Annotated in this window: 22 protein-coding genes, 1 pseudogene and 1 riboswitch; of the genes and pseudogenes, 7 read left to right on the top strand and 16 right to left on the bottom strand. The window is 49.0% G+C overall.

The features are described 5' to 3' along the window. Positions 1-81: 81 nt before the first annotated feature. From ET464_RS04900 to ET464_RS04890, 3 genes are all read right to left on the bottom strand, one after another. On the bottom strand, positions 82-531 hold the full coding sequence (locus tag ET464_RS04900; protein ID WP_165279901.1) for an ABC transporter substrate-binding protein: 450 nt from the start codon (positions 529-531) through the stop codon (positions 82-84). After that, positions 450-1610, bottom strand: coding sequence for an AraC family transcriptional regulator (locus ET464_RS04895; protein WP_129438745.1), 1161 nt, complete (start codon positions 1608-1610; stop codon positions 450-452). Before ET464_RS04895 ends, ET464_RS04900 begins: the two co-directional genes overlap by 82 nt. Positions 1611-1775: 165 nt before the next feature. Beyond that, a complete protein-coding gene (locus ET464_RS04890) occupies positions 1776-2318 on the bottom strand; it encodes a GNAT family N-acetyltransferase (protein WP_129438743.1) in 543 nt (180 codons plus the stop codon). Between the two features lie 269 nt (positions 2319-2587). Between ET464_RS04890 and ET464_RS04885 the strand changes: the two genes are divergently transcribed. Next, complete coding sequence (locus tag ET464_RS04885; RefSeq protein WP_129438741.1) at positions 2588-3079, top strand: hypothetical protein; 492 nt, start codon at positions 2588-2590, stop codon at positions 3077-3079. A 101-nt stretch (positions 3080-3180) separates the two neighbouring features. Here the strand turns inward: ET464_RS04885 and ET464_RS04880 are convergent, their stop codons facing one another. Next, positions 3181-4143 (bottom strand): phosphotransferase family protein, encoded by a 963-nt coding sequence (locus ET464_RS04880; RefSeq protein ID WP_129438739.1) that lies wholly within the window; start codon positions 4141-4143, stop codon positions 3181-3183. 22 nt (positions 4144-4165) lie between these two features. Continuing rightward, positions 4166-4738, bottom strand: a complete 573-nt coding sequence (locus ET464_RS04875) for a TetR/AcrR family transcriptional regulator (protein WP_165279900.1) — start codon at positions 4736-4738, stop codon at positions 4166-4168. Positions 4739-4910: 172 nt separating this feature from the next. On the opposite strand from ET464_RS04875, the gene ET464_RS04870 reads away from it, so the two are divergent. Next, positions 4911-5738, top strand: coding sequence for an oxidoreductase (locus tag ET464_RS04870; protein ID WP_129438734.1), 828 nt, complete (start codon positions 4911-4913; stop codon positions 5736-5738). Positions 5739-5870: 132 nt separating this feature from the next. Continuing rightward, positions 5871-6608 (top strand): LbetaH domain-containing protein, encoded by a 738-nt coding sequence (locus ET464_RS04865; RefSeq protein ID WP_129438733.1) that lies wholly within the window; start codon positions 5871-5873, stop codon positions 6606-6608. A 176-nt stretch (positions 6609-6784) separates the two neighbouring features. On the opposite strand, the gene ET464_RS04860 is transcribed toward ET464_RS04865, so the two are convergent. The 6 genes from ET464_RS04860 to ET464_RS04835 all read right to left on the bottom strand — a co-directional run bounded on the left by ET464_RS04860 (position 6785) and on the right by ET464_RS04835 (position 15595). Then, on the bottom strand, positions 6785-7675 hold the full coding sequence (locus ET464_RS04860) for a methylenetetrahydrofolate reductase (protein WP_244226666.1): 891 nt from the start codon (positions 7673-7675) through the stop codon (positions 6785-6787). 182 nt (positions 7676-7857) lie between these two features. Continuing rightward, positions 7858-10143 carry a 5-methyltetrahydropteroyltriglutamate--homocysteine S-methyltransferase gene (gene metE / locus ET464_RS04855; protein ID WP_129438729.1) on the bottom strand — a complete coding sequence of 762 codons (2286 nt, stop codon included), beginning with the start codon at positions 10141-10143 and terminating at the stop codon, positions 7858-7860. A gap of 348 nt (positions 10144-10491) precedes the next feature. After that, positions 10492-11781, bottom strand: coding sequence for a UDP-N-acetylglucosamine 1-carboxyvinyltransferase (murA, locus tag ET464_RS04850; RefSeq protein WP_129438727.1), 1290 nt, complete (start codon positions 11779-11781; stop codon positions 10492-10494). 19 nt (positions 11782-11800) lie between these two features. Further along, a complete protein-coding gene (locus tag ET464_RS04845; protein ID WP_129438725.1) occupies positions 11801-12487 on the bottom strand; it encodes an FHA domain-containing protein in 687 nt (228 codons plus the stop codon). A gap of 209 nt (positions 12488-12696) precedes the next feature. After that, the gene (locus ET464_RS04840) at positions 12697-14928 is read right to left on the bottom strand and encodes a sensor histidine kinase (RefSeq protein ID WP_129438723.1); all 2232 of its coding nucleotides are present in this window, start codon (positions 14926-14928) and stop codon (positions 12697-12699) included. Beyond that, positions 14906-15595, bottom strand: a complete 690-nt coding sequence (locus tag ET464_RS04835) for a response regulator transcription factor (RefSeq protein WP_129438721.1) — start codon at positions 15593-15595, stop codon at positions 14906-14908. The genes ET464_RS04840 and ET464_RS04835 overlap by 23 nt, the downstream gene beginning before the upstream one ends. Before the next feature lie 292 nt (positions 15596-15887). Then, positions 15888-15989, top strand: a riboswitch (purine riboswitch). Positions 15990-16083: 94 nt separating this feature from the next. Here ET464_RS04835 and ET464_RS04830 point away from each other — a divergent pair. Next, positions 16084-17130 carry an aromatic ring-hydroxylating oxygenase subunit alpha gene (locus ET464_RS04830; RefSeq protein ID WP_244226665.1) on the top strand — a complete coding sequence of 349 codons (1047 nt, stop codon included), beginning with the start codon at positions 16084-16086 and terminating at the stop codon, positions 17128-17130. Positions 17131-17331: 201 nt separating this feature from the next. Here the strand turns inward: ET464_RS04830 and ET464_RS04825 are convergent, their stop codons facing one another. From ET464_RS04825 to ET464_RS04805, 5 genes and pseudogenes are all read right to left on the bottom strand, one after another. Then, on the bottom strand, positions 17332-17760 hold the full coding sequence (locus ET464_RS04825) for an NUDIX hydrolase (RefSeq protein ID WP_129438719.1): 429 nt from the start codon (positions 17758-17760) through the stop codon (positions 17332-17334). A gap of 168 nt (positions 17761-17928) precedes the next feature. Further along, entirely contained in the window at positions 17929-18828 is a 900-nt protein-coding gene (locus ET464_RS04820) for an SDR family oxidoreductase (RefSeq protein WP_129438717.1), read from the bottom strand. 145 nt (positions 18829-18973) lie between these two features. After that, entirely contained in the window at positions 18974-21229 is a 2256-nt protein-coding gene (locus ET464_RS04815; RefSeq protein ID WP_129438715.1) for an ATP-binding cassette domain-containing protein, read from the bottom strand. 16 nt (positions 21230-21245) lie between these two features. Next, positions 21246-21575, bottom strand: coding sequence for an ArsR/SmtB family transcription factor (locus ET464_RS04810; protein WP_129438713.1), 330 nt, complete (start codon positions 21573-21575; stop codon positions 21246-21248). Positions 21576-21798: 223 nt separating this feature from the next. After that, a pseudogene (locus tag ET464_RS04805) lies at positions 21799-22781 on the bottom strand (aldo/keto reductase). Positions 22782-22957: 176 nt separating this feature from the next. On the opposite strand from ET464_RS04805, the gene ET464_RS04800 reads away from it, so the two are divergent. The 3 genes from ET464_RS04800 to ET464_RS04790 are packed head-to-tail and all read left to right on the top strand — an operon-like array spanning position 22958 to position 26436. Beyond that, positions 22958-24289, top strand: a complete 1332-nt coding sequence (locus ET464_RS04800; protein ID WP_129438711.1) for a spore germination protein — start codon at positions 22958-22960, stop codon at positions 24287-24289. A 7-nt stretch (positions 24290-24296) separates the two neighbouring features. Beyond that, on the top strand, positions 24297-25367 hold the full coding sequence (locus tag ET464_RS04795) for a GerAB/ArcD/ProY family transporter (RefSeq protein WP_129438709.1): 1071 nt from the start codon (positions 24297-24299) through the stop codon (positions 25365-25367). After that, entirely contained in the window at positions 25360-26436 is a 1077-nt protein-coding gene (locus ET464_RS04790; protein ID WP_165279899.1) for a Ger(x)C family spore germination protein, read from the top strand. Before ET464_RS04795 ends, ET464_RS04790 begins: the two co-directional genes overlap by 8 nt. Positions 26437-26494: the final 58 nt, after the last annotated feature.

Genomic DNA, 26494 nt, shown 5'->3' with positions numbered 1-26494 from the left:
TGATAATCACTATCACCATGAAAGTATATTATTCGAACCATCTTTTTTCCATGGATAATTGCAGGATAGTTATGGACGATTCTAGGAAAACAGCTTATCAACCGCATTTAATATCCGCTCATTGCCCAAAGCGGAATAATCAAACCAAGGGTCCGGCTTAATCCGGTACACACCGCCTCTGCGCACGGCTGTCAGTTCTTTCCATTCTGCTTTAGCCGTGACAGCCGCCCACAATGCTGCCGATTGCGGATCGTCCGAGACGGCAGCTAACAGCTTATCTGGATTACAAGCAGCCAGCTGTTCAAAGGTGATAGGTTCATAATCGTTCCCCGGACTATGGCCGGCGAACCTGAGCTGCAGGTCATTATACAATACCGTCCCTAAATTACGTCTTCCAAACCGGTAGATTTGCCCGTGCATAACATGAATCGCCATTATGCTGCTCTCCCCTACGCGTTTTTGTAACCGCTCACGGATGACAGCCGCTCGCCTGTCGTATTTGTCAAGCCATTGCTCGGCTTGGGCATGCACCCCAGAAATCCGCCGACAATGAGCAGATGGTCGCGCCAGTCCTTTTCCCACCAAGGCACATATAGTGTAGTGGCCATTTGGTTTAGCTCTGATTTGTTGGTCTCGGAAAGCCAATCTCCGGATATGACGATATCAGGTTCTGCTTCCTTCAGCGCGTTTAAGTTAAACATCATATTGGTATCCACGGCCGGGTCCCGCAAGTGTACCGGTATATGAAGCTCGTATTTTTGTTTATAAAACTGGCAAAATTCTCTGTCCAGCGGCGCTGCATAGGGAATATGCTGTAACGCTAGCATATGTCCTGTCATCGGGTAATGTAGCGCGGCAACTCTCAATGAGCTTCGCCGCGCGTAACGAGATGGCGCCATTCCCGTAACCCTTTTGAACTGCCGGCTAAAATAAAACGGATCTTTATATCCGACCGATTCTGCCACCTGATAAGCAGGAGCTTTCGTGCCGTCCAGAAGTTTCTTAGCCGCATTGATTCGGACGGAGGTCAAATAGTCGATTGGGCTTTTGCCAGCCAGCTTTTTGAAAACTTCCATATAATAAGCCGGGCTGATCCCGGCCATGGACGCTAACTCTTCCACCGTCATTTCTTCGGCGTAGTTGTTCAGCATATACAAGCGGGTGTGCTCCACCGCCGTTCTGGTGTTCAGCTTCCATTGTTCGCGAAGCCTGTAAAGCTCGTAGAGTAATTCTTGAAAATAAACATGGCCGCGGAACCGCTCCAAATCCTCTTTTGCGTTGAAATGGGAGGCGATATTTTCACATAGTTTGATGTAGGGTTCGAGGATAGGCAAAGCTAATGCTTCAAACCGCCCGTCCGTCTCTTGCTGTTGGAATAGGAACAGAAAGCCTTCTATTTGCTCAAACTCCCAATCATGTGCCGTAAATTCGCCGCAAATAAAATAGGCTTTACCCGCCTCTATGCGGGCTGCCGATGATTTCGTAGCGATTAGCAGGATGTCCAGTCCGGCATTGGAAGGCCTGCATGGCCAGCTCTTGTGTCCTTCTGTACGTTGAAAGGCGTACAACAATGTGAGTACAGCAGGCGCAAGCGGGAGTTTCTCTTTCATATTGGACGCTTCCTTTCAAAGACGGTATCGAATTCAAGGCTAGGAATGATATTTTAAAATGATAATGTTTCTCAATTAAGGTGTCAAACAATTTCTTCACTTTCGGACAAAAACATAAAAAAACCGCGCTGCTGCGCGGTTTTGTACAAGCTATGCACCGTCCCGCTATATACGGTCGTCCGGATTAATAATGGCTAGAACTTGATGATCTTCCCATATCCCGTTAATTTTAACGCTGCTGCGCGCGATGCCTTCTTTATGAAAACCTGCTTTTTCCAGCACGCGGATCGATCCCGGGTTTCGAGGCGACGCTTCTCCGATAATCCGGTGAAACTTTAATTGTTCGAACGCATATCGGGTTACGAGCTTCACTGCCTCCGTCATATAACCTTTGCCATTATAGTCCTGGTCTAAGTTATACCCGATCATGCAGTTTTGAAGCGAGCCCCGCGACACAAAGAACAAGCTGACAGTGCCGATAATCCGGCCGGTCTCCTTCAGACATACGACGAATTCATATCTCAGATCCGCAGCACGGTCTGCTTTGCTTTGAATGATCATTGTGAGCTGGTGTTCCTCTGTACTATGTTCTTCCGGCTTGCTTGGGGAAAATTTCTCGAATAACGCTTTATTGCGCTTGTACATTGCTGCCAGCTCTTTGGCGTCCTCGTTCTCGGGATACCGGATGTATACATGCTGTTCTGTCAATTTTGTAACCACCTAACAACGATTTTGATTGATAGTTAGACTATATCATCCATCTGCAGCACCGTCTAATCGGTTAGGCGGCCGATCGTCGAACCTGCAGCAGCATAAAGATATCCAATACGCCGGAGATATGGCTGACGGTACGCCGTTACAGCGTCTAATGCCTGCATCTTGAGGCTCCTCTATCAAAATTAGATATTTTACCGGTTTCTCCTCGTTCTTCCTATGCATTATATGAAGAAGTAGTGTTTTTGAGAGGGGGAACTGGAATGGCCGTTATCTTTAAACTAGTAGGAGGAACTGCAATATTCTCAGCGGACGCCGAAGTGAGGACGAAGGACGGATGGCTGGAAGTCAGTTTCGTGGAAACCCAGCGCATTCCCGGCGGGAATTTGGATGGAGTCATGCAAATCTCGTTGAATGGAAAACCATTGGTGGTCGCTTCGAGCAGCGTTAAGCCGAAATCGGGCGCCAATAAATCCAAATATGTCCGCAAGCAATTTCAAGTATACGGCAGCGACAAACTCAACGAGCTTAGCGAACCGCTGGTGTTTGCATTCGGCAGGCTGAAAAAAGAATTAGCCGAATTCGATAAAAATAAGCCGGAAATGATGTTGAGGCTGCCTTGTTTTCTCAGAATTCCTTTATGCCGTCTGGCATATTCCCAATATATCGTGGCGTGCCGACTAAGAGGAAGACCTGCAGTCGAATGCTTGCAGGAAGCTGAAGGCATCTACAACAACTGCAAGGGCAATTGCTGACCCGCATATAGCTTCTCTATGGCGCAGGCTATAGCCTGCATGGAAACAGAAGACAGCAGGCATATCCTGCTGTCTTCTTATGGTTATAACCGGAGATTGATTTATAACGCCTGCAAACGGCTGAAGCCTTCTTTGAAATTTCCGATCGCCCAACGAAGATGGTCCCGGTTCGCATAGTTGCGATACTCGCATTCGATCACGAGTATAAGATCCAGGTACAGGTCGTACAGCACACGCCTTCTTTGTTCAGTCTCCGTTAGACCATGGATGCCGTATCCTGCATAAAAGGATGAGGCAGAACCCGCCATATAACGGCCGAAATAATATTCGCACAGCGGGTCGCCCCAAAAAGCTCTTTCGAAATCGATAATGCCGGAAATTTCACCTTCATGAATCAATACATTGCCGTCCCATAAATCCCAATGGACCAATGCGGCTTCCGAAACCCCATCCAGCAGATGTTCCGACCGGAGTATCTCCTTCTCGATCTCATCATAGGAAACGGGAAACCGGACATTCATGTCCTTCCCGTCCTCCAGCACATCCGCTATCATCTTCCCGAAGACTTCAGGCCAAGTGCCATGGCTTCCTGCTCCATGCTGCAAAGAGCCGAAATAACCGCCTCGTATAGCATTGATTTGGCGGCTGTAGCTGCCAAGCCGATATACAATAGTCTCCCGCTCTTCAGGAGTAAGCGCGGCTTTGATATGATTAAACGAAGTTCCTTCTATGTATGCCATTATGAAATATTCCGTCGGGATCAGTGTGCAACTAGAATCGTGCATGTACAGGCCGGGAACCGGCAGGCCAGGTATGCTTGCCGCCAAGCGCATGGCCTCGACTTCCGTCTTCATCATGTTTTTCTCATAGCGCATGACCGGCCTGTCCTTAGGCGGAGCGATCTTTAATACTACTTTGCGCCCATCCTCCAGAGCAATGAGATAAGCCATATTTGCCCAGCCATCGGCAAGCTCCTTTGCAGAGCGGTAAGACTGCCCGAAAGCATGATATACAATAGACTTGATCTCTTGCTCAGCCAGCCTGTATTTATTGCTGCTCTCCATCCTTTTGCAACCTCCGGCATTTTTAATTTGTGATGGCGCTCCAGCCCATTTGGATGGCGGAATCTAGTTTTGCCTGATCGAATACGAAATTTCCCTTAATATGCTCTTTTGCCAGCTGGGCGACTGGCAGCACGCAATACATCGTCAACATCATAACATCTGTGCAGGTAACAAGACCATCGCGTTTCGCTTCTTCAAACCATTGGAGCATCGGGGCATTGAATTGCTCTGTTTCTTCGAAACACCAGTTACGCAGTACCGGCGAATTAGCCACTTGTTCGAGAAATAGATAATACGCTTTGTTCTCCATAATGAAAGCGACGAAGTTGCGTAAGTATTGCTCGAACTTTTCCCGTAATGGCGCTTGAGGGTTCGTCCCTTCGTATACGCGTTCCCCCATCATCTTCTTGCCCTTGACATAGATTTGACCGATTAAATCCTCTTTATTTTGAAAATAAATATAAATCGTAGCGACGGAAACATTCGCTTTTTTAGAAATTTTGGCTACGGAGGCTTCGGCAAGGCCGATCTCATTTACCAATGAAATCGTGGCTTGTACGATCGCCTCTATTTTTTTATCGTCTCGTGTTCTCATGAAAAAATAATAAGCGATCGTTAACTTAAAAACAAGCCATGCGCTGCGGATCGGGCCTCCTTTCAAGTCGTAAATAAATATTATATTGTAAATGAATGATCAATCACTTATAATGAATCACGAATCATAACTAAACAATCATTCACTTATTTATTAGAGAGGCGGATATTACATGACACCCAAAAAGGTAGCGTTAATTACAGGAGGTTCTGCTGGAATTGGCCGTGCATCGGCTATACTTTTTAAGCAAAATGGCTACGAGGTTTATGCAGGAGCCCGCCGTACCGGCCAGATGGCTGATTTGGCAGATATGGGCATACACGTTATATCATTAGATGTAACTGACCGGGCGGCAAATCGGGCAGCGGTAGATCGGATTCTTGAAGAACAAGGGCGTATCGACGTCTTAATCAATAGCGCCGGTTACGGCTCTTTTGGCGCCGCGGAAGATGTCCCGCTTGACGAAGCGAAACGGCAGCTGGATGTGAACCTGTTTGGTGCTGCTGATTTAACGCAGCTTATACTTCCTGCTATGAGGCGGCAACGGGCAGGACGCATCATCAATATCTCTTCGACAGGCGGACGGATGTATTTGCCGCTTGGCGCGTGGTATGTGGCCTCCAAGCACGCTCTTGAAGCTTATACCGACTCATTACGGCTGGAGGTGAAATCGTTTGGCATTCATCCGATCATTATCGAGCCGGGCGGCACGGCAACCGAATGGCAGCAGGTTACGAATGATAGGCTGCTGGCTTCCACCCCGCAGGAATCTGTTTACCGTCCGCTTGCCGAACGGTTTGCTTCGATCAGCCAAGGCGGGTTTATGACGGCTGAGCAGGTAGCAAGGGTGATATATAAAAGCGCGGTTGCCGCGAAGCCAAAACACCGCTACGTACCGGGAGTCGGGAACCGTGCGCTCATGTTTGTCATTAAGCATGCTTCAACGCCTTTGATTGATCGGTTGATGGGACAACTAATGAATCGAATGTCCAAGGCATAGACGGGAAATATGCCCCGGCTACATCCTTTTCGATTGTAAGTGAATTGGAGCGATACAACTATGCACATTTACCTAATCTTCGAATAATTTGATGGTAAGGCATATAGACGGTTCCACTGAGGAGCATCGAATATGAGTGATCAGCTAAAGCTTAGAAAACCTTCCGTCAACAGGAATTTTCAAATTACCGGTTCCAATCGCCTGCCTAATGGCCCTTTTAATTTGTTTGCTCGATTCATCAGCTCGAATCCGAAAACGTCTTTTACCCCTGTCGAGCGGTTTCCTTCGATTAATAAAACGGCTTTTATCAGCCCGTTTACTTGCATCATCGGCGATGTGGCGATCAGCAATAATGTGTTTGTCGCTCCAAGCGCTACCCTGCGGGCGGACGAAGGCACACCATTTTTTATCGGCTCCAACACGAATATCCAAGACGGCGTCATTTTGCACGGATTAGTGCATGAAACGGTCCGCGTCGGGCGCAAAAGGTATTCGATCTATATTGGCAGAGGCGTGTCGATCGCTCACGGGGCGCTCATTCACGGGCCGTGTGTAATCGGCGAAGGGGTGTTCGTAGGCTTCAAATCCATCGTTTTTAATGCGGTCGTTGGCCGAGGATCTTATATCTCGATGGATGCCATCGTCACCAATGGCGTCAGAATCGCCCCTAACCGGTTTGTTCCTCCCGGGGCGCATATTGATACGCAGGCGAAAGCCGACTCGCTGCGCAGAGTGCCGCAAGGAGAAAGAGAGTTTGCGCGGGAGGTACAACGCGTTAATCGGGAGTTTCCTCCGTCTTATAGCGCTTTATTTGGTACCCGCCGCTGTTCTTGCGGGCTTTCCTATAACCATAAACATCTGCTGAAATGACAGGTTGAAAATAAAGAACCGCGCTGAACTGTCCTTCTAATGGCCGGATGCTCCGCTATTAGAAGGACAGTTCATATGCGCGGTTCTTTTAATTATCGCTGGCTATTGTTACCCGGGTCATCCCTTGCTTGCCCCTCCCCGGCAACAGCCGGGAAACTTTAGGCTTGCTTTCGCAACTACCGAGCCGTTTCGACAAGCAGCTTGTTTTCGATTAAAGCTTTAATATCGTTCACCATCTGAATCGAAGCTTCGATTTCGACTTTGCGGGTGGACACGCTTTCAATGCTGCAGCCTACCGGAATTCCCTTTTCCAATCCGTATTCCATCAGCTCTTCAAAAATTTTGTTGGTCAGCTGCATGGATTTGTCCAGGACGTCGGCTGAATACTTCAAGTCGTTCTCCAGCCAGCGCGGAATGCTGATGCCAAGCCACTTCATAAATTCGAGCGTCTTGACCGAGCCGCATGGCGCCAGATTGAATAAAATGGGAACCATTTCGATTTCCTGTTCATTGCAGTAATGATAATAATCGGACAAGAAGTTTTTGGACGCTTCGATATTGTATGTCGCTTGCGAAACGAAGAAGCTGCAGCCCTGATTCATTTTGGCCACAACGCGCATGTGCTCATCGTTTTTCTTCATATGGCGCTCCGGAATCATAACGCCTCCGAATGTAAGGCCGCTGTTGTGCCGGCGGCTGAGTTTATAAGCATCCGCGAGCTCAAGCGATCTTTGCTGCTGGCGGGAAGACGCGCCAACAAACACGCTGAAGCGGTCTTTACCGTTGTCCTTTTTCAGCCAATCCGCCAGCTCCGCTTCGGAATATTTGCCGACGCAGCGGTAAATGATCTTCGGGATGCCGAGTTCATGCAAATATTGCTCGCTGTAGTGTTCGGGATCAAGCATGGCCATGTACGGGAATGGCCGCTCCTCATCCATGCGGTCCGACTCTTCCTGCACGTCGTACAAAATGATAGCGTCAATATCCAAGCCTCTCAGCCGTTCAACCTGCTTTTGTGCGATTTCGGCAATTTTCTCAGCGTTATACGACGCTTTCGGCGGGGTCATTCCATATGTGATAATTCCTGTTTTCTTATTCAATATTGACTCGCGAAGCATATGAACACATCCTTAGGCGATTGTCGGCAAGTATGATTATGTATATAACAAATCGCATCGTAAAATGATGGCGTCCTGGCAGCTATCGAAGATAATAACTGCCGGGATACGCACAACCCCCGAACTGCCGATTAAAGCGCTGCATATTTATTGCGAGCAATTTGCGCGGCTTCGACCATATTGCGGAGCGATGCGACAGTTTCTTCACGGCCGCGTGTTTTCAAACCGCAGTCCGGGTTAATCCAGAACAGCTGAGGATCAAGCACGCGCAGGGCACGGTCGATCATGCCGCTCATCTCCTCTACGCCCGGCACTCGCGGGCTGTGAATATCGTATACGCCAAGGCCAATGCCGAGTTTATACGTATTCTGTTCAAAGCTGTGAATAAGCTCGCCGTGGCTGCGGGATGTTTCGATCGAAATAACGTCAGCATCCATTGCTTCAATCGAATCGATCATGTCATGGAATTCGCAATAGCACATATGCGTATGAATTTGCGTCGAATCTTGTACCGTGCTGGTTGCGATTTTAAATGCTTTTACCGCCCATGCCAGATAACCGGCCTGTTCTGCTTCCTTCAGCGGCAAACCTTCGCGGACGGCCGGCTCGTCAACCTGGATCATGCCGATACCGGCTTTCTCGAGCGCTTCTACTTCTTGTCTCAAGGCGTAAGCCAGCTGATAAGCAACCTGCTCGCGCGAAATATCGTCACGTACAAACGACCAGTTCATGATGGTAATCGGCCCGGTCAGCATTCCTTTCACCGGACGATCCGTCTGCGACTGCGCGTACACGGTCTCTGCAACCGTCATCGCCTCGGCAAAGGCCACATCGCCGTAAATAACCGGCGGTTTCACGCATCGGGAACCGTAAGACTGCACCCATCCGTTTTGCGTGAATGCAAAACCTTCCAGCTTCTCGCCAAAAAACTCAACCATATCGGTACGCTCGAATTCCCCGTGGACAAGAACATCAATGCCGATCTCTTGCTGCAGCTTCACCCAGGTGTCGATCTCGTTATGGATGAATGCTTCATACTGCTCGTTATCCCATTCGCCTTTGCGCCATAATTGGCGGGCTTTACGCACCTCGGCCGTCTGCGGGAAACTGCCGATCGTTGTTGTCGGGAACAGCGGCAGCTTCCATTCGGCCTGCTGGACGGCGTGACGCTCCGCGAAAGGCTTATTCCGGTTAGGCTCCTGTGCCGCAATAACGGCAACAGCTTCCTGCACATCGCGGCGGTTCCTCGCGGCGGAGCTTCTGAGCACGCGAAGCGCTTCGGCTGCAGCATTCAGCTCATTGTGCACCGCGTCTGCGCCTTGCGACACCGCTTTTGTCAGCAGCGCAATTTCATCCAGCTTTTCATCCGCGAAAGCAAGAGCGCCTTTCAGCTCCGCTGCAAGCTTCGTCTCGCGTTCCGCCGATACGGGTACATGCAGAAGGCTGCAGGACGATTGTATGATTAGGTGGTCATCAGTAACGGTTTTGCGCAGTTCATCAAGCAAAGCAAGCTTCTCGTTCAGGTCAGCGCGCCAGATGCTGCGTCCGTCAATTACGCCTGCACCCAGAACCTTGTTAGCAGGGAAACCGTATTTGCGGATGGAAGCCAAGTTGCCTTCTTGGCCGTGCGCCAAATCAAGGCCGATCCCCTTCACTGGCAGCGATACGATGTCGCGATAGTTTTCGATCGACTCAAAGTACGTCTGCAGCATAATGTGGAGTGAAGGAACCGCCTCGGCAAACGTCTTATAAATCGTGCCAAGGCGTTCTACATCTTGCTCCGACAGCTTCGTGACGACGACCGGCTCATCAATTTGCACCCACTGAACGCCTTCCGCTGCAAGCTCCTGAAGAACTTGAACATAGAGAGGAATGAGGCGATGGAGCCATTCATCGGTTTCGGCTGCCGCATAACCTTTGGATAGCTTCAAGAACGTGAGCGGACCTACAATAACCGGCTTGCCTTCGATGCCAAGCTTTTCTTTTGCTTCGCGGTAAGCTTGAAGCGGACGGTTTTCCGCCAAGACCGGCTCGGCGCCTCCAAGCTCCGGTACAATATAATGATAATTGGTGTTAAACCATTTCGTCATTTCGCTTGCTGCCGCATCTTTCGTACCGCGTGCAATTCCGAAATACACCGGCAGCGGAACGGCGCCCCCCTCATATCCGAAACGCTTCGGAACAATGCCGAACATAACAGCCGTATCCAAAATATGATCATAATGGCTGAAATCATTGATCGGAATGAGGTCGATTCCTTTAGCCTGCTGCTTCCGCAGATGATTCAGGCGGATTTCCTGCTGCTGCTGCAGGAAAGCGGCCTCGTCTATTTTCCCTGCCCAGAACGCTTCAAGCGATTTTTTCCATTCCCGGTCTGCACCGATACGCGGATAGCCTGCATGACTGCTGATTGTCATATCTAATATCTCCTCTATGAATAATGGGTTATGAGCTCAAACCTTGTTACAGAAAGAATAACATAGATGAAATGTTATAAGGTTATACCAATAACTTATACTTTGATATAGGTTCAGGCTATAGCTGTGCCGGTATAAACGGATGAGTCCGGTTACCGCATGTTTGGAGGCAGCGAGGCCTGCAGCAATAGAAAAAAGCCGCTGTTATGCGGCTTTTTTTTTAAAACGCTGGTGAAGCAGTATGCCGAAGCGGCTCCTGCTCCATACAGGCTATGTTGACCCTATATCGGAATGCGATGCTATTCCTTTTCCCTAATGCCATGCGTTGTGCCTGATCCGGAAGTCCGCTTACCGCGGCATCGACTGCGGCGGCTGCTCCCGCGTGTCCCATTCATGCATCGACACTTTGGCGCCGATGGAACGGAAGCTTCCGATCACATCTTCATACCCGCGTTCAATGTGCTCAACGCCGGTGATTCGCGTATACCCCTCTGCCGTTAAGCCGGCCATCAGCAGGCAAATCCCTGCGCGCACATCGGTTGCATGAACCCACCCGCCATAGAGCGCCAGTCCGCCGCGGATAAAAGCACTTTCGCGCTTCAGTTCAATTTCTGCGCCAAGCCGCCTTAATTGCGCCACATGAGCGAACCGCTTTGGAAATACGCGGTCGGTTACGATGCTTTTGCCTTTGGCTTGGAGCAGCAAAGCCGTCATTGGCTGCTGCAAATCGGTTGCAAAGCCCGGGTACATACCGGCGCGGATCCGTGTCGCTTTTAACGAACCGCTGCCAAAAGCAGTAATATGCTGATCGCCGCATTCCACGTGTACCCCGACTTCTTCCAGCTTTGCAAGGCAAGCGCCAAGATGCTCCGGAATAACATCCGTAACCGTCACCTGTCCGCCGTTCAAGCCGGCAGCCATCAGAAAAGCTCCTGCAATAAGCCGGTCCGGAATAATCGTGTGCGTTCCGCCGGTTAAATAAGGCACGCCCTCGATGCGGATCGTTTCCGTTCCTGCACCATAAATCCGGGCGCCCAGCCGATTCAGAAAAGCTGCCGTATCGACCACTTCCGGGTCGAGGGCGGCGTTGTGCAGCTGCGTCCTTCCGGAAGCGCGGGCAGCCGCCAGCATGGCATTAATGGTTGCGCCGCTGGTCAGCGTATCGAAATAGATGTCGGCTCCTTTCAGTTCAGCCGCTTCTACAATGAAACAATCGTTCAAAAAAGTAACTTTGGCACCCAGTGCTTCAAAAACTTTAATGTGCTGATCGAACGGCCTGGACACAAAGTTGTCGCCGCCTGGAAAACCGATCGTTACTTTGCCGAACTTGGCGAGCAGCGCGCCTGCAAAATAATAGGAAGCTCTGTAGCTTGACGCTTTGCCGGGGTCAATGACGGCGTTATCGATCCATCGCGGGTCGATGATGATGCGGCCGCCTTCCCGCCTAAGCTCCATGCCGATGTCCCGGCTTATGTCGCTGATCACCCTGACATCGTCTATATGCGGGATGCCCTCCAGCGTCACGATATCGTCCGCCAGGCAAGCTGCGGCCAGCACAGCCAAGGAGCTGTTCTTAGCTCCCGGAATATGGACGGTACCGCTAAGCGGTCCGGAGTACTCCGTTTGAATATATTTCATGGCGATATTCCTGCTTTCGTTAGGACGATTTTAAACGGGATTCCAGCATATACCCGCTGCCCCGCACCGCATTGATTAGAAAAGCGTCTTTGCCGAATTTTTTGCGTACGCGGTAAATAAGCGAATTCAATTCGTCGAGCGTGACGTCCGGAACACCGTTTGCTCCCAGGGAGCGCTCCGGCCATACTTGCGATTTGATTTCTTCAACGGATACCAGCCGATTCGCTTTCTCGTATAGGACACGAATCAGCAAATATTCCTTCTCGGACATCGGTATCCGCTTGCCTTCTACGATACATTCCCTTTTTTCCCAATTGATCTGTGATAGATCGAGGCGGCTTGTAATGCTTAATGGCTCTAAATCAAGCGTCGCATCAGCGAACCGGTACGAAAAATGGATAACGCTCATCCCTTTGGACAGCTTGATGATGTCAAAATTTTTTAGCGGGTACGGGGTATGCGGGATAAGCCGGACACCATTAATTTCCGTACCGTGGCGGCTGCCTAAATCGTACAGGACGGCTTTATCCTGTTCTTTGCGGATGACGAAATGCTGCCGGGAAATAAAGGCATTCGTAAACGCCAAATCCGGAGCAGACTGATTGGACACCCGCCCTACGAGTAATTCGTCTTTATTAAAGTTCACGCACGTGCCCGATTGGAAAGGCTCGCCGCGAATAATGTATAAACTGGCAAAATCATCCAAAGTCAATCCCTCCACTGCCTTGACCTTTTTTCTCCCTTATGGGAAATGATTGTCCTTGTTATCGTATCTCAAACCTAAAGGGAATAAAAGCCCTCTTCACTGACGGCTCAGTCACATCTCAGTAACACCCATACCGGTTAAAGAAACAGCAAGAGCAGCTGCCCGGGGCAAACTGCTCTTGCTGCAAGCGCTATAGTTACCATTAGATGTTATTCCATCCGTTGGAGCGAAATGTTGGCTTTGAATAAATCCCCGTCCACACTGATCTCAAGGTTGCCTTCATGAAGGTCCACGATCGATTTTGAAATCGCCAGGCCAAGGCCGGAGCCTTCGGTATGGCGTGAAGAATCGCCCCTCGTAAATCGCTCGAACAGCTCATCGGCATTGTCGCCGATCTCATACCGGGATACATTTTTAAACGAAATAACAGCTTGGTTGTCCAGAGTTCGTATGGAAATATAGACGCGTGTGCGGTCGAGAGCGTATTTCAGGATATTGCCGATTAAGTTATCGAATACGCGCCACAGCTTCTGCCCGTCCACATAAGCGTACACCTGCTCTTCAGCGGCCGAAAACCGGAATTGAAGGCTGGAATCACGGATCATATCGTCATATTCGGCCAACGTTTGCTGCAAGAGCTGGACGAGATCAACTTTATCCTTTGCGAGCTCAACATTGCCGCTGGCCATCTTCGAAGCTTCAAATAAGTCATCGATCAGCACTTTAAGCCGTTTCGATTTGCGGTCGATAATCTCAATATAAGCAAGCTTGTCTTCGGCGGATACATCTTCTTTTTTTAATAACTCCGTATAAGTAATGATGGAAGTTAGCGGCGTTCGAAGATCATGGCTAACATTAGTAATTAATTCGGTTTTAAGCCGCTCGCTTTTGGCTTGTTCGTTCTGCAGCAGCTTTACTCCATTCGTTAAGGCATTCATATGGCTGGCGAGCATGGCTAATACGGATTGTCCTGACACAGGCAGCTCTTGGCCGGGTTTTCCTGCCGCCAGTTCATTCGCCTGCAGCACAATCCGATTGAAATATCCGGCTTTTCTGACGATCAGCATGACGATCGGAATGCCTGCACCGGCCAGCATAATGGCATAGGCGATCATCAGAGCGGGATGCAGGCTTATGATCCATGACGCTGCGCCTAATCCATATATAATGGCCAATAGCGTCAATAACTGTACGCCGATGCTTTTATGTAAAAAAGCATCCGCCACATGCTGTTTGGCAAGCGCGCAAAGCAAGCGGATACGACGTCCGGTTCTGGGCAGAAGCCCGTTGGCCCAATCTTTTTTGGCAGCCGGCCCGTCTTTGAATTGCGCAACCCATATTCTGCCCTGAATCAGGCTGGCGGCCAGGCAGATCGAAGCCGCGGCAATCCGGATCACCATCTTCCAGCCGTATACAAACGGATTGCTAAACAAATAAAGAAATTGGTCGCTTGCGGAAGCAATTAAACTTATCGCACAAATGCTCGTTGAGACGGCCAATAATGCCCGCACATCCATCGGCAGCTTATTGTAATACACTCTCCATCTATTCGCTGATGAAGGAATTGCCATTGCTTGCTTTGCGCGAATGGCGCATAAAATAAGCGCGGCGATGCTGGCTAAAGCATACGTCCATAACGTCATTTGCTCGCGTTTGTAGGCATGGTATTCGGTCATAATGGGGCTTGCAGAGGATAAATTCCTCGCTACTGCAAATTGCCCTTTGTATGGAATCATCGTATCGGCATAGAGTTCCATGTCAAGCAGCCCTTTATAGCCGGGCGGTTCATTTGAGATAGAATAGTTGGTTATATACCGCATGTTGCTGAAGTTTATCTGCTCCTGGACGGGTGTATCGCCGGACGCCTTTAAATTCGTATAAACGTTATCGGAAAGGCTGCTTTCAAAGTAATATTGGATTTGGTCTTTATATTTCAAAAAATCAGTTCGATACTGTTCTCTTTCTTTGAAAACGCCTTCCAACTGCCTTTCTTTTTCGGCGGTAAGTTTAGCCCGTGCATAGTCATCGCTCCCATACACTTTCGTAACATCGTCGATCTTTTTATCTCTCTCTGCTTTGTAAATGTCGGCTGCTCCCGGATTGCCGGCTGCAAGCGCTTCTTCAATTCGGGATTGATACTGCTCATCCAAGCTGCTGATTTGGATGGTCAAATCCCCCATTTCCTCCCGGTAATTCTCTATTTCATCATCGGATACAGTTATCGATTGTTTTGCTTTTTCTAACGTGATGTTGTTTAACTCGAATAGATTGACATATTGAGCGAACTGATCCAGCTCGCTTCGGAATTCAGGTGTATGAAAATAATCGCGGTGGACGTAGTGGCTGCCCAAACTGAATAGGGACAGAAGCCCGCTTAAACCGAAGGAAAACAAAGCAGCCCAAAGGCCAATGCCTAATTTATTTTTCAATTTTGTAGCCAATTCCCCACACCACCTTCAAATAAGTTGGATTTTTTGGATCAATTTCGATTTTTTCACGAATTTTTCGAATATGTACAGCGACTGTGTTCTCGGCATAACAAGGTTCCTTCCATACCCGCTCATAGATTTCGTGGATGGAGAACACCCGCCCGGCATTGGTCATTAACAACTCGACAATTTTATATTCAATTGGCGTAAGCTTGACCGGTTCACCATGGGCTTGTACTTCCTTGGACGCAGGATCCAGTATAAGCCCCTTGATATTAATGACCTTTCGGATTCCATCATAAGTGCCTAAAGTAAGGTATCTTCTCAACTGCGATTTGACACGGGCAACAAGTTCCATTGGATTAAACGGTTTGGTTACGTAATCATCTGCTCCGATATGAAGGCCTAATATTTTATCGCTGTCTTCGCTTTTGGCGCTTAACATGAGGATCGGAATGTTTTTCTTCTCGCGGATTTTGAATGTGGCGGCAATGCCGTCCAGCCTTGGCATCATAACATCCATAATAATAAGGTGGATGGGATGTTCATGAATGAGATCGAGCGCTTCCATTCCGTCTTTTGCTTTTAATACGGTTACCCCTTCATTTTTCAAGTAAATTTCAATGACATCCCTTATTTCTTTTTCATCATCAACGACGAGCACATTAAAGCTGTCCATTATACCCCAACTTTCTGAAAGTCTCCTGTTTACCATCATAATCGTAAATCAAAAATCTTTATATGATGCTGCTAAAATTATGAAGAACTCCTTAATATTTTCTGAGATTTGCTTTAAAACTTCAATAATGCCCCGACTCGGCTTCTAAAGGGAATGGTATGTTAGATATGTGAAACATATAATGACGCAATTATTAAAATGATGTAGATTATGCCGCAGATTTGGTTATGAAAATGGCGGATTGACATTCATATGGCGAGTTGTTATTATTATCCTTATAATCTATGTCATATTACATGACATACACATCCCTTGTATAAGCTCGTTAATTGGAACGAGCGTCTCGACCAGGCAACCGTAATTGCCCCAGGCTACAAGAGGTGCCAAATAAAGCTCCTAGTGTATTCCATTAGGTTCCTTTATGTTGGGCCTCTGCGGCCCGGGGCTTCTTTACGTTTGCAGGTAATCCGTAAAAAGGAGTGTTTAGGATGGCGAAAAATTATGGCGTTATGGATGCACAAGACCATCTGCCCCGCGACTGTACGTTCTCACCAAGCGACTGGAAGGTGCTGTCTAAATTTTGGTACCCGGTAGCCATTGCCGACGAAATTAAAGATAAACCGGTTGCGGTTAAACTGCTCGATGTTAAACTGGTTTGTTACCGAAGCGGCGGCCATGTTGTAATCGCCCGTGATCTTTGCTTTCATCGCGGGGCTCCACTAAGTAAAGGCTGGATTGAAAATGATGAAATTGTTTGTCCTTATCACGGGTTCCGTTATAACTGCGAAGGTGTTTGTACAGCTGTGCCTGCTCATCCGGGGAACAAAATTTCTCCAAAGCTAAAATTAATAACCTATCCTTCGGTGGAACGTTATGGGCTCATTTGGACCTCGCTTGCGGGAAGCGAAGCGGAGCTGCCGGAATTTCCCGGCTGGGATGATCCCGATTATATGAACATTTTACCGCCCAGCTTTGATATTGCAGGGTCAGCCGGCCGCCAAATGGAAGGTTTTCTGGATGTATCCCATTTTGCCTTTGTGCATACGGAAACATTCGGTGACCGCAGCAATACGGAAGTTCCGCAATACAAGGTTGCCAGAGCCGGGAATGTGCTGCTTGCTGATTACTGGAGCACGGTCAGCAATTATGGCAAGGGCCAGGAAAATCCGGCCCCTGAAGGGTTTATGTGGCTGCGTGCTTTCCGGGTTTTCGCCCCGTTTGCAGCATCGCTTACGGTACATTTTCCAGACGATGGCAAACTAATGATCCTGAATTGCGCCTCGCCGGTATCGGCAAGATACACCAGGCTATTTTGTCCGATATCCCGTAATTTCGATAAAAGCGTCCCTGTGGAAGAAACGATAAAATTTAATCTTCAAGTTTTCCAAGAGGACAGGGAGATGGTTGAAGCTCAGACGCCTGAAGATTTGCCGCTTGATCTGATGGCCGAAGCACATATTCCCGCGGACCGCACCTCCATCGCTTACCGGCAATTGTTGACCGATCTTGGTTTGGGCCGGAACTATACCTCTTGAGCAAACTGAGGTAATGCCGCTTCTCCTCGATCGGGATCGAATACGCGGAGATGCTGCCGATAAGACGCTGATTCCAGCACAAAAAGCTTCTAAACAGCCGCAAGAGCGTTTAGAAGCTTTTTGTTATACAGATGAGATGTTGTGTTATGTATACGCGAATCATCCGTTATTGCGATTAAAGTTCCGGCCACTCACGAATCATTATTCGATCCATTGCCTGGGTGTTATTGTATGGAACCATGGTTTCCGATTTTGGTTAAGTGCGTCTTCTATTCGTTTGCATGTAAAATCGCTGATCGGCTTAGGAAGTTTATCCAGGGAGCAAAATCGGCATTCTACGATTTCAGGAGAACTGGGATAGGGCAGTTGGCTTGGATCGGCTGTTGCAATGAAAACAAAATGATGCATGTCATGATCCGGGTCGTAATAAACGCCGGTTAATTGTTTTATTCCGACAGTCAGACCCACCTCTTCAAGCACTTCCCGCTTGGCGGTTTGTTCCGCAGATTCGCGCTCTTCCCCTTTTCCGCCAGGCAATTCCCAATTGTATTTCCCATAACTATGCTTAACCAGCAATACGTGGCCTTCATCATTCGTGATAATCGCTGCTGCTCCGATTAACTTTGGCATTCAGGCTCCGCCTCCTGCACGTTAAATGGACAGTCTATGAATAGACGGTCATAACCGGTAAAAGTTTCATACTCCTCGTAGAGCTTTATTCCATTCAGCGACACCCGCGTACATCCATCATATAAGGCTGCCAAGCTTAATCTGCTCGGCAGCCTCTATACGGAAACATTATGTTACAACGTTACCCACGTTTACGAACACGACTTGGCCTGAAATTGCGGAAGCATCGTCAGAAGCGAGCAGCACATAAGTTGGCGCTAATTCAAAAGGCTGTCCCGGCCTGCCCATCGGCGTGTCCGTGCCAAAAGTAGTCGTCTCTTCCTTCGTGAATGCAGTCGGGATCAACGGTGTCCAGGTCGGACCGGGAGCTACGGCGTTCACCCTAATTTTCTGGCTGGAGAGCGAGAGTGAAAGAGAACGGGTAAATGAAACGATCGCTCCTTTGGTAGCGGTATAGTCGATCATGTTAGCCATACCCGAAAACGCGGTATCGGAGGTGGTATTAATAATAGAGCCGCCCGCAGGCAGATGAGGCAAGGCTGCTTTCGTCATCTCAAAAAAGGAAATGATATTGGTATGGAACGTATCCAGCAGCTGCTCTCGGCTGATGTTCAGAATGCTGTCTTGATGATATTGAACGCCATGATTATTAACAAGAATATCAAGTTTGCCGAACGTTGCGAGTGTTCGCTCTACAACTGAAGCGCATGCGCCTTCCGCTCTTAAATCAATAGCCATCAACTCACATCGGCGTCCCAGCTGCTGAATGATCTGTTTGGTCTCCGCTGCGTCTTGATGTTCATTTAAATAAGGTATGACCAAATCTGCGCCCTGCTTGGCAAAAGCGACTGCGACGGCCCGGCCGATCCCGCTGTCGCCGCCGGTTACGATCGCAACTTTATTGTGCAGCCTTCCGCTCCCGATATAAGCGGGATTATCAAAAATAGGCCGGGGATTCATTATGTACTCAAATCCCGGCCTTCGATCTTGATGCTGGGGAGGAAATACAACAGGCACCTCTGTACACTGCTGCTTCCAGCCTATATAAGGGTAAACCGGAAATGGCATTATTTTACCTCCCAGAGACATGAGATAAGACAATATATTCCGGTTTTTATGCAAAAATGAATGAATCTCACTTAAAGTAGCGTCTTGTATAATTGAAAATCTCTTCCAATAATGAGCCGCCATGCCGGCTCTTGTTTCCGCTAGCTTATCTCAAATATTTTCCCGTGATGGATTGTTCCGCATGGATGATCTGCATAGGCGTCCCTTCAAAAACCACTTGTCCGCCTTTGCTGCCTCCGTCCGGTCCCATATCCACAATCCAATCCGCCTGGCTGATGACATCGAGATTATGCTCAATGACAATGACCGTATTGCCGGTATCCACAAGGCGGTTCATAATCTCCAGAAGGTGTCCGATATCGGACATATGCAGCCCGGTTGTCGGCTCGTCCATAACATAGATGCTGCCTTTCTTATGCAGCTCGCTTGCCAGCTTAATGCGCTGGCATTCTCCGCCCGATAGGGTGCTGAGCGGCTGGCCGAGCTTAATGTAATTCAGCCCAACGTCGCTCATTGCCTGCAGCTTGCGTACAACTTCTTTTATATCGAAAAAGTCCAATGCCTGCTCAACTGTCATATCCAGCACTTCCGCAATGTTTTTGCCGGCCAGTTTATATGCAAGCACCTCCTCTTTGAAACGTTTGCCTCCGCATACTTCACACGGCAGCTTCACGCTTTCGAGGAATGCAAGATCCGCATACACCACCCCAAGCCCTTGGCAATTTTCGCAGGCACCTTTGGAGTTGAAACTGAACAAACCTTGGTTCACCTTGTTTGCCGATGCAAACGCCTTGCGGACATCATCCATAATGCCGGTGTATGTCGCAGGATTGGAACGTGTGGACACGCCTATGGCCGACTGGTCGATGACAATCGCATCCGGATGCTGGCGGAGGAATACTTCGTTAATAAGGGTACTTTTGCCGGAACCGGCTACCCCTGTAACGACAGTCAGCACTCCGGCAGGGATATCAACGTTTACATTCCGCAGGTTGTGCAAGCTCGCATCCTTTATTGTCAGCTTGCCGGACGGCCGGCGGCAGTCACGCTTCAGCTGAAGCGGACGATTCATATAATTGCCTGTAAGCGTACCGGACTTCAGCAGCCCTTGGAAGCTTCCTTCATATACGATCGTGCCGCCGCGGCTGCCGGCATAAGGGCCAACATCAACGATATGGTCCGCCACCTTGATTACATCGGGATCATGCTCTACAACGATGACGGTGTTGCCTTTATCGCGCAGCTTCAACAGCAGTTCATTTAACCGGTGAACGTCGCGGGGATGCAAACCGACACTAGGTTCGTCAAAAATATAAGTGACGTCCACCAGGCTGCCGCTCAGATGTTTGACCATCTTGACACGCTGCGATTCGCCGCCGGACAACGTATCCGTCTCGCGGTCCAGCGTCAAATAGTCAAGCCCGATATCGACCAAATGCTGCAGACGCTCAGTCAGCGATCGGACAATTGGAGCGGCTGCAGGCTCGTTCATTTCCTGAATTACGCGGATGAGGCTGCCGACCTCCATCGAAGACATGTCTGCAATGTTAAGCCCGTTAATTTTACAGCTGAGCGCAGCTTGGCTAAGTCTTGAACCCCGGCAGCTGGAGCATGGCCCCTCTATAATGAACGGCGCAACGGCACGCTGAGTTCGTTCGGATTTCGTCTTCAAGTCCTGCCTTATATATTTGTTGCTGAATTTCTCGATGACGCCTTCAACGGTAATATTTACGGACTTCCCGGCAAATTGCATCTCTACTTTCCGCGCCTTGCTGTATAAGAGATGATTCAGCTCTTCATCTGAATAGTCACTGAGCTTCTTATCGGGATCGAAATCGCCCGTCTGTATAATTAACGACCAGTCCATGCCGTTCACCGTATAATCCGGCAGTTGGATCGCTCCGTCATTTAACGACTTCGTCATGTCCAGCGCTTTGTTCATGTCGATGCCCAGCCTGCGGCCGATGCCATTACACTCCGGACACATGCCTTGCGGATCGTTAAATGAAAACAGGTTGGCAGAACCGACATAAGGCTGGCCTGCTCTGGAAAATAAAAGACGCAGAACCGGAGAAATATCGGTAATGGTGCCCATTGTGGAATGGGATCCGCCGCCCAGCCGTTTCTGGTCTACAATAACCGCCATACTCAAATTCTCGATCGCATCCGTGTCCGGCTGTGGATATTTGGGAAGGAAATTACGAACAAACATGCTGAAATTATCATTCAGCAGCCGGGTTGATTCAGCAGCGATCGTGTCGAATACAATGGATGATTTGCCGGACCCGGAAACGCCGGTAAAAATCGTAATTTTTCGTTTTGGAATACGTAAGGATACATCCTTCAAATTGTTTTCCCTCGCACCCGTTATGACGATATATTCCTGATGGGATTCGCTCATGGCCTCAGCTTCCTTTCTACTTATCTTCCTCTTCTAACAGCTGGTTCAACCGCGTCAGGTTGGAATGCCAGAACTTGTTGTAGTACGTAACCCAATCCTGAATTTCTCTTAGCGGAGCTGCATTTAATCTGAACCGGGTTTCTCTGCCGACTTTACGGTCGAGAACCAGCCCGGCTTCTCTTAGAACGGTCAAATGTTTGGAGACCGCTGTACGCCCCATTTGAAACTTGGCAGTTAGTTCATGTAGAGGCAGCTCTTCCGCCTCTGCCAAAAGACGAATCAGCCGGCGCCTGGTCGGGTCTGCAATCGCGTCAAATACGTCGCGCGACGATTGATTTTCGTTCACCTAGCAACCTCTCCCAGCTTATCTCATGTAGCAGCGGAGTCTATGGATTAGACTCCTTTTGGTGTCTTTTTAGAGCATACGTTACGACAAGGCATGAAGTCAATGCCGCCTGCCAATCCTTGGATCGGAAAAAGTACGATTAGCCTTTACCCGTGCAAAAAAAAGCTTTCAAACCGTTATGCTGGATAACGGTTTGAAAGCTTGTTGTTATCAATCTTGCTGCTTAATAAGCGCCGCGGATATGTTCGTGAACCTGTTCTTCATAAAACTTGCGCAGGCGCTCATGCTCTTCCGCGCTGAATGGCTTAGCATCCAATACGCCGAGATTGTCCTCGACCTGGCGGACGTTTCTGAAGCCTGGAATGACGCATGTAATTTCTTTGAAGTCCAGCAGCCAGCGCAGCGCAGCGCGCGTCATATTGCCGCGGCCTTCTGCAATCCAGCCCAGCTGGGATGCCAGCTCAACGCCTTTGGCGAACGGCAGCCCGGCGAACGTTTCGCCTACGTTAAAGGCTGCGCCGTCGCGATTGAAGCTGCGGTGATCTTCCGGATCAAAAGAAGCGTCTGCCGTAAATTTGCCGGTCAGAAGGCCGCTCGCCAGCGGCAGCCGGACGAGCAGCCCGACACCGCGTTCATTCGCACGCGGGAGAAGCTCTGCGATCGGCTTTTGCCGGAAGATGTTGAATATAATTTGGAGCGCTTGAACACCGGACTGCTCCAGGCAGAACAGCCCTTCGTCCACCGTCTCTACACTGACGCCGTAAGCACGGATTTTTCCTTCCTGCTGCAGCTTGTCCAGCACTTCGAACACGGCGCCCTGCTTTAAAATTTCAAACGGCGCGCAATGAATTTGATACAAGTCGATCGTTTCGCGCTCCAGCCGCTTCAAGCTGTCTTCGCACCACTGGCGGATGCGCTGCTCCGAATACGTTTGCGGATCGAAGATATCTCCCTGCCGGCAAAACTTGGTCGCGATATGTATGCTGTCTTCCTTGCCTTTCGTTGCGCGCGCGAGCAGCCGCTCGCTTTTGCCGTCGCCGTAAACGTCGGCTGTATCGAAAAAGTTAACGCCTTCATCCATAGCCTTATCCAATGCGCGAAGCGATTCTGCATCTTCTGTCTGCCCCACGAGCCGCCAATCGCCCATGTTCCGAAGCTGACTTCGCTCACTTGTAAACCCGTCCTTCCGAGCGGACGTTTGTTCATATTCGTATCCTCCCTGTTAAAGCGATAAATAGACAACGAACTTATTATAGCAAAATAAGCCATAAATCCGCCATTGGCATTGGAAAGGGTTACGAAACGATGCATTCATCGGGACTTGTGCCCCGTTTACATATTAATGGAATGAACTGTTTATCCTAACAGGCAGGTGATGGAAAATGATTGAAACTTCAAACAAGTCGCAGCGCCAGCATATTGTAGAGCAGCTTGGCCATGCTCTGGACTTTCATATTCAGCCTCTTCAATTATGCGGGATTCAACTGGAATTAATAGCATTAAGCAGTCTGGTAGACATCGCGGCTACAGCTCAGCGGATGTCGGAAACTGCTGCAGGAGGGCTTGTTGACCTTTGGCCGGAGCTGCTTCTTAAGCTTGGAGCGGAACAAGCGCATGGCAATCTGGTTCAGGGGCTGCTGAAAGGCCGGACCTTAATCGTGAAGACGGATGGAACCGGAGCGGCATGGGTCACTTCGGAGAAACAAAAACTGCAGCGTCCGGTAGGCACGCCCAACAATCAGAATATCCTGATCTCTTCCCAAACCGGTTTTATTGAGGATTTGGCGACAAATCTCGGACTGCTCCGAAACGAACTCCGTTCTGCGGGTTTACAGCAAACTTGTGTCGATATCGGTCTGGATGAAAAAAGACGAATCGTAGTTCTCTCCATGGCGAATGCGGCAGATCCGGAATTCGCCGCTCCTATTGTGAAGGCGCTAACCCAACATGCGCACCTTCCGTTTACATCGCTTCAGCAGCTGACGCGCTGGCTGTGCAAGCGGCCGATATGGAATCCCATCCCGCCGTATGTAAAAACCGAATCGCCGCACGAGATTGCTTTTTTTCTGAAGAAAGGCCGTGTCGTGTTAATGATTGAAGGATATCCGGAAGCTATCGTGCTGCCCGTAGAGCTGCCGGATCTGTTTATTTCGGATACGGACCGGGAACAGCCTCCTTCTATTGCGTTTATGATCATCGTATTCCGAATTCTCGGCGTGCTGGTCGCGATCACGGCGCCTGCGGCTTATGTAGCGCTCGTATCCGTCAATCCGGACGTAATGAAAGTAGAACTGATCTATTCCATTGCGTTAAGCAGGGTTGGCGTGCCGTATCCATCTTTAACGGAAGCGCTCCTGCTTCTATTTATAATTGAGATGCTGTTCGAAGCGCTTATCCGGCTGCCCAAAAGCATAGGGCCTGCCATGACGATGGTTGGCGGCATCATACTCGGACAAGCTGTTGTTTCGGCGAACTTGGTCAGCAATCTGCTGATCATTATATTAGCTGCTTCCACAATTGCTAATTTCACGATCATCGGCTATCATTTTGCGCTTGTGATCCGGTTATGGCGTTATATCATGTTGTTCCTTGCCGCATTATTTGGACCGCTTGGCATCGTGTGCGGGTTTTATCTCCTGCTTTCGCTCATTAGCTCTGCTTCTCTGATGCGGAAGCCGATGGTTCCGCTCACACCCGATATGAGGAAGGAGTGAATGATCAATGAGACGCGGAATCAGTGCGGCGGCCTTCTTTCTTGTGTTGCAATACGGGCTGTTCATATTCGTTTATACGCAATGTATTATACAGTCTCAGCCATCCGGCCAGTGGCTTTTCGTTATGTTGGGCTGGCTCATTCAAGGCATCATGCTTCGGCTGCTGATTGGAGGTTTTAAGGCGGATAAGTCGGATTTGCTCAGCAAATTAAATGCATCGGGAAAATGGCTGCGGTTAGGTTTGGTTTGGCCGTTATTGCTCAGCAACCTGCTGACGATTGGGATTATTATCAGAGGGCATTCTCAAGTTTTGAGCGTGTTATATTTGCCGAATACGCCAATAGGCTTTATGTTAGCGCTATTGTTGTGTACTGCGCTGACCGTTGCTTATGCCGGCAAAGATTCACTGCTGCGTCTGTCGCTGGTCATCGGATGCCTGATGCTGCCGCTGGTGCTGTTGGCATTCATAGCTGTGTTGAAGTATGTCAATCCTGATATGATTTTCCCTATACAGCCATCAATGGAATTTATGACCAAGCCTAAATTAATGCCCGTGTTTTTTATTCTATCTAACGTATTCAGCCTGATTGCTTTTGTCGGGCCTCATTCCTCTGTATCCAAATATTGGATTTGGGGCGCGTGGGGATTTTCGCTGCTGCTGTTTTTGCTGAATGTGTATTTGCCGGTGAGCGTTTTTGGCCAAGAAGTTGTGAAGGATCTTCGTTTCCCTTCATTGCTGCTGCTGGATTCGGTTCGGGTCGATTGGTTTTTTTTCGACGGAATATCCTTGTTTTACATCCTGGCCATTATGATCAGCACGCTTCTTAATATTAGCAGCTTGTTGTGGCTGACGAGGCAGCTTACCGTCCAATCCGCTTTTGTTCCGAAATTAATGACTAACCCGGCAAGCGTGTCCTTGCTTGCGATTGCCGTTGCATATGCAATTCCCAATCTGGAATCGCTTGAAATATTAATGGTTTGGGGAGGTCCCTTGCGTTTCGCGCTGCTGCTCATGCTTGGCATTATCGGGGTTTACTACCGCAAACGGGCGAAGACGGGAGAGAAACCGCGTGCGTAATCGGCTTCCGAGACGGGTTTGCATCATCGCCATTTGCATATGCTGCAGCTTCATAACCGGCGGCTGCTGGGATTACCATGACATTAATCATCGTTCGATTCCGCTTATTATCGGCATTTCCAAAGGCAAGGAAAAAGCATACAGCGTCTCGCTGCAAATTCCAATTCCGGCGGAAAAAAAGCTGACTGTTAAAGTCATTTCGAGCGAAGGCAATACGGCAAGCGAAGCGGTCAACAATATTCGGATTAATGTTGAGAATTACATCGATTTGCTGAGCGTGCAGCTGATCGTGATCAGCCAGGATCTTGCACAAGAAGGAATCAAGGAGGAACTGGCGAACACGATCCGTTCGAGAAACTTTTCCCCGAAAGCATTGCTGGCGATAACAAACGGCGATATGGAACAACTATTAAACAACTCGAAACAAGCTGTTACCCATGATGTCACGACCTTCTACAAATTTTCGAACAAACGAGCAGGCTGGACGCCAAAAACGGCAAAAACAAGGCTGATCGACGTATTTGCTTCTACGAGATCGTATACGCAGGATGTTATGGTTCCCATTATTAAGCCCGGCCGCGAAACGGTATTAGATTTTGACGGGTCCGCCCTGCTGAACAAAGGGACAATGGTCGGAAAGCTGAACGTGGATGAGACGCTGATTGTAAACGTCGTTAGCAATCGTTATTACGGGGCGGACGTCGAAGTGCTTCAAAACGGAAGCGCCACGATTCGCTCCGCCCGCATGAAATGGAGCAGCTCCATGACCGGTGGCAGACCGGTTATAACCGGCAAGCTTTTCCTGAAAGCTTCACTTACGGAATCGAGGTCCGGGATAGCTAGAAGCGAATATAAAAAGGAACTTGAACAATTGTTCCAAAGCCGTCTCGAGCGGGTTACGAACAAACTGCTGCAGAGCGGCTGTGATCCAATCGGGTTCGGAAACCATTTCCGTAGTGAAATCCCGTTTCATAAGCTGGCCAACTGGCGTACCGATTATTATCCGAAACTGCAAGTGAACTACCGCGTTCATGCTGAGTTTGACAATCTTGGCAGCTTGGTTCAGTAATAACCGGCTTATCTCCCAAAAAAAGAAACAACCGGCCCCCGGCCAGTTGTTTCTTCAT

The organism is Paenibacillus protaetiae (assembly GCF_004135365.1).
In the GTDB taxonomy this organism is placed as follows: Bacteria; Bacillota; Bacilli; order Paenibacillales; family Paenibacillaceae; genus Paenibacillus_AP; species Paenibacillus_AP protaetiae.
This window is presented reverse-complemented; position numbering and strand designations above follow the sequence as displayed.